Genomic DNA, 2,528 nt, shown 5'->3' on the forward strand with positions numbered 1-2,528 from the left:
GGCACGGGCAGCGCCGGCGCGGCGACCGGGGCGAGCCGGGCGTCGGTGGCGCCCAGCGCGGCAGCCCGGCGCACCAGATCCGAGGAGGCGGCGAGGGCCACCCGGGCACCCCGGGCCACCACCCGCTCGGCGAGCCGGGACATCCCGCCGCGCAGCCCGTCGGCGAGCACCGCGTTGTGCCACGTGACGACCAGCGGGACGGCAGGACGGGCCAGCACGGCGACCAGCCCCGCACGCAGGCCGTGCGCGTGCACCACGTCGACCCGGGCGGCGGCGAGCACCCGCCGCAGGGCGAGCACGGCGCGAGCGTCCGCCGGGGTCGGGCTGGCCGGGATCTCCACCGGCTGGAAGCGCGCGCCGACCCCAACGAAGTCGAACTGCTCCTGCGTCGCCGCCGGACCGCAGACCAGGACGCTGGCGCCCCCCGCGACGAGCCCGCGCGCCACCGAGCGAACATGTTGGCCGACCCCGCCGGTGCTGGAGGCGAGCAACAGCGCGACACTGCCCGACCAGCCGGCGGGCAGGCTGGGCTGGACCGGCTCACTCCTCGCGCTCACCGAGACACCGCCTCCTTCCCGTCGTCCTGCTCCGGCGGGACCGCGCCCGGCGCCGGCGTGCCGGCCCCGTCCCGCGATCCCCGCCGGCCCGCCCGGCCCAGGCGCCGCAGCACCCCGGCGAGCAGTGGCCGTACGTCCCGCCGGTCGACGAACCAGACCACGGCGAGGAACACGACCCCGACCAGAACCCCGGACAGCATGCCCTGACCGAGTGCCGCCGCCATCGTCGGGGTGCCGTCACCCGGCGTGTCGAGCCACCGGCTGAGGCCCAGCCCTGCGAGCGCGGCGAGCACTCCGGCCAGCGCGCCGGCGCCCCCGGCTCGGGCGGCGCCGGCCAACGCCGGACGGCCGGCGCTGCGCAGCACCGCCCCGACCAGCAGCGCACCGAGCACCACCATGCCCACCGAGTTGGCGGACGTCACCGCGAGCACCCGGTCCCGCAGCGGCAGCAGCGCCCCGAACAGCAGGACGGCGCCGGGAACCACCAGCCAGCCGACCGCCGTGGCGACGGTCGCCGCCCGGGTCTCCCCCCGGGCGTAGAGCGCCCGGGTGAGCACCGCGAACAGGCCGTAGCCGAGCAGGCCCGGGGCGAACCCGATGATCGCGGCGGTGGCGGTCGACGCGGTGGACGCGTCGTTGAAGAAGAACTGCCCGACCGGGCCCGCGGTGCCGACCAACGCGGCCGCGCCGAGACAGCTGAACAGCAGCACGCCGCGCACCGCCGGGGCGAGTGTCCCCCGGTAGGTGTCCTCGTCCCCGGCGGCCCGGGCCGCGGCCAGCGTCGGATAGGCGGCGATGGCCAGCGGCACCGCCAGCACCGCCCACGGCAGCAGGTAGACGGTCTGCGCCAGGTTGTACACGCCGGGGTTGGTCTGCGCGCCGTAGGTGATCTGGTGGAGGCTGACGACCAGCGCGATCTGCTGCGCGGTGACGGTGACCGCACCCGCCACGGCCAGCCCGCCGACGCGGGCCCGCGCGTCCGCCGGGAACCCGAACCCGGGCCGCAGCCCGAGGCGCAGCCGCCGGACCGGGATCAGCAGCGACAGCGACAGCATCACCACGCCGAGGGTGGTGCCGGCCGAGAGCAGCAGCTCACCGCCGGGGCTCACGCCGCCGACCGTGGCGAGCCGGCCCTGGGTCGCGGTGAACCCCAGGTAGACGACGATGACGGTGAGGCTGGACAGCAGCGGGGCGAGCACCGGCCAGGCGAACCGGCGGTGCGCCTGGAGCACGCCGGTGAGCACGATGCCGATGCCGTACAGCGGCAGTTGCGGCGCGAAGACCCGCAGCATCCGGGTCCCGCTCTGCTGCTGCGCGGCGGTCAGCCCGTCGCCGAGGAGCCCGACCACCGGGCCCGCGGCGACCACCACGAGCAGCGCGAGCGGCACCAGCAGCGCCAACGTCCAGGTCAGCAGCGCGCCGGTCGTCCGGGCCACCGCCGTCCGGTCGCCCGCCGCGACGGCGCCGGCCAGCAGCGGTACGACCAGACTGGCCAGCGCTCCCCCGGCGACGATCTCGAAGATGACGTTCGGCACCGCGTTGGCCACGACGTAGGCGCCGCCGAGGTCGGTGGGCGCCAGGCTCCAGGTGAACACGGCGGTACGGCCGAAGCCGGCGAGCCGGCTGAGCACGGTGAGGACGGCGATGAGCGCGGCTGCCCCGGCCAGCCGGCCGGCGCCGGCGAGGGGTGCCGGTCTGGTCACGTCAGTCGGCGCGCCGGCCCAGTGCGTCGAGCTCCCGCAGCCCCGGGGTCCGCTGGATAACGGAGGTGAAGCTGACCTTCTCGCTGGCGGCGGTCAGGCCGGCGAGCACGGCGAGCACCCCGGCGCGGCCGAGCGGGCCGGTCCGGGCGGCGAGCGCGACGCCGAGCACCGCGCCGAGGGCGTTCGCGCCGCTGTCGCCGAGCATCACCTCCTCGGCCAGGTCGTCGCGGAGCAGGCCGGCGGCGCGAACGCCCTCGGCGCGGTGCTC

The 2,528-nt window shown here is 77.3% G+C and carries 2 protein-coding genes and 1 pseudogene; all 3 read right to left on the reverse strand.

The genetic code is table 11. The features are described 5' to 3' along the window. Nucleotides 1-524 (reverse strand): glycosyltransferase (locus DKT68_RS00945; protein ID WP_201748844.1); only part of this gene is annotated, 524 nt, incomplete at its 3' end. Between the two features lie 29 nt (nt 525-553). Continuing rightward, on the reverse strand, nt 554-2,260 hold the full coding sequence (murJ, locus tag DKT68_RS00950; protein ID WP_109815547.1) for a murein biosynthesis integral membrane protein MurJ: 1,707 nt from the start codon (nt 2,258-2,260) through the stop codon (nt 554-556). A 1-nt stretch (nt 2,261) separates the two neighbouring features. Then, a pseudogene (locus DKT68_RS00955) lies at nt 2,262-2,528 on the reverse strand (hypothetical protein); the annotation flags it as partial.

Source organism: Micromonospora acroterricola, assembly GCF_003172955.1.
Lineage (GTDB): Bacteria > Actinomycetota > Actinomycetes > Mycobacteriales > Micromonosporaceae > Micromonospora > Micromonospora acroterricola.